2 protein-coding genes are annotated in these 1779 nt (G+C 65.9%); both read right to left on the bottom strand.

Annotated features, from left to right (window positions below):
- Positions 1 to 78 precede the first annotated feature (78 nt).
- The gene (locus ABD308_RS34065) at positions 79 to 402 is read right to left on the bottom strand and encodes a hypothetical protein (RefSeq protein WP_344343648.1); all 324 of its coding nucleotides are present in this window, start codon (positions 400 to 402) and stop codon (positions 79 to 81) included.
- The gene (locus ABD308_RS34070; protein ID WP_344343650.1) at positions 399 to 1613 is read right to left on the bottom strand and encodes a Shedu anti-phage system protein SduA domain-containing protein; all 1215 of its coding nucleotides are present in this window, start codon (positions 1611 to 1613) and stop codon (positions 399 to 401) included. Before ABD308_RS34070 ends, ABD308_RS34065 begins: the two co-directional genes overlap by 4 nt.
- Positions 1614 to 1779: the final 166 nt, after the last annotated feature.

Consider the following 1779-nt stretch of genomic DNA (forward strand, 5'->3'; position numbering starts at 1 on the left):
GGCTGTCACCGCTGGCACCAGCGGTGACAGGAGCCGACGTGGTCAGGGCCGCGCGATGTGGTCCCGACCATCAGCGCCTCATAGCTGTCGCCGACGCAGGTGTCGGGATGCAGCCAGGCACGAGGACAGCCAGGTCGCCTCGGATTGGTTGATGATCAAGCCCTCTACAGTGATCATCCCGTCCATGACCTCGCCGACCCGTATCGAGTGATCGCCGACGTGGAACATCTCCCAGTCCGCATCGCTGTGCCAGAGCCGAGCCGTCTTCTCTCCTGGGCGCTGGGCGAAGACGAGCTCCTCGCCATGCTCGTTCAGGAAGTAGCCCACATAGTCCCTCGCAGTGATCGAGCCACCGCAGAGGCGGGCCAGGAGCTGCTCGATCGCGGGTGGGGTGTCGGTCATGCCTCAGACTCCTCGTACTCCTCGGCCGATTCGGAGTCCTGCTGCGCAGACGACAGCGCCAGCATCCGAGCCGCCGAATCCAGCAGGGTCTCGTAAGTGATCACTTCTATTCGGGTGGCATGCGTGTTGTAGGTACGCAACGTCTCCGCGACTTCCTGGGGTGTGATGTCCCCTCCCACGTAGCGCGAGTGGCCGATCACGATGGTCGCCGAGGCCCGACGGCTGTCGACCCCGAAGTCGGCGAGGATGGTCCGCCGGTTCTCGTCCAGGGTCCGCAGGTAGTTCTGGGCCTGTGAAACCGCCTGGTGGGGCGGCGCGCCCAGCATCAGATGCCCGTTGCGTCGAATGACCAAGGTCCCGACATTGGCGCGTTTGAGTTCAACGACGTGCAGGGAACCGTCAGCACGCAGGAGCGGGATGTCCAGGATGGTGTCCGGGGTGTACTGGCGGCGCGCCAACTCGCCCACGTAGGCCCCGCCGAAGATCCACTCCTGATTCTTCAGACAGGCGTGAAGAGCACTCTCGGAGCTGGTGGGCTCGTCCACCGCCGCCCTCAGCGCCGCGAGACTGGCCCGCCTGGCCTTGAGCTCAAGGAACTGGGCCAGCAGCCCCGCGTCCGCATCCGCAAGGACCTCCCCCACCAACCGGGCAGCCTCTGCAGAGGCCAGCTGCGGCAGGCTCCGCAGGACCACCTCCATGTGGCCATACCGCTGCAGGCGTCTCGCCTCCTGCGTGGAGAGCTGGATTCCGCCCTCCCCGGCCTCGACGCCCAGATGATCCTCGGACCTGGCGATTCCACGGAAGAGATCACGGGCATCCACAGCTGTCGCGTCCGGGTTGTCACGACAGAGCACGTCGAGAGCGGCGACCGCCCGGCCGGCGCCGAACGCGACCATCCTCCGCATGTACTCCTCGCCGCGCCGGCGCGCCTTCTCGTCGTAGTACCCCTCCACGACTTCGAGGAACAGCTCTCCCCTGGCGTAGCCGGCGAACCGCTGGAAGCGTTGTGCCAGCCCGAAATCACCGCAGAGGATGGCCTCTTGGGCCACACGTTCCAGGGCATCCACCAACGACCGGCCCTTGCCGTATGTGCGGTCCACCCCCATGATTCGCAGCACCTCGTCGATGCGTTGCAGAACGCTCGCGTGATCGGTGATTTCCTTTGCCGCCCCGACCATGCGGCAGAGTGAAAAGCTGGATCGGAATGCCATCCGGTGATCCTAAGGTCGGCCACTGACAACTGCTTTGGCGTCCGCTCCGGACGTCCAGTCACAGTCGCCCCGGCGGACGCCACCGTCGTGCGCCCCGACCGCGCTTGGTCGGGGCGCACATCACGTCTTGCGGCCTACTCGTCCAGTTCCTGCAACGGGATCGGCG

Source organism: Kitasatospora putterlickiae, from assembly GCF_039527695.1.
Classification (GTDB): domain Bacteria; phylum Actinomycetota; class Actinomycetes; order Streptomycetales; family Streptomycetaceae; genus Kitasatospora; species Kitasatospora putterlickiae.

Bases quoted from the DNA above. Each gene is read 5' to 3' on its own strand.
- ABD308_RS34065 (WP_344343648.1), bottom strand. From the start codon at position 402: ATGACCGACACCCCACCCGCGATCGAGCAGCTCCTGGCCCGCCTCTGC.
- ABD308_RS34070 (WP_344343650.1), bottom strand. From the start codon at position 1,613: ATGGCATTCCGATCCAGCTTTTCACTCTGCCGCATGGTCGGGGCGGCA.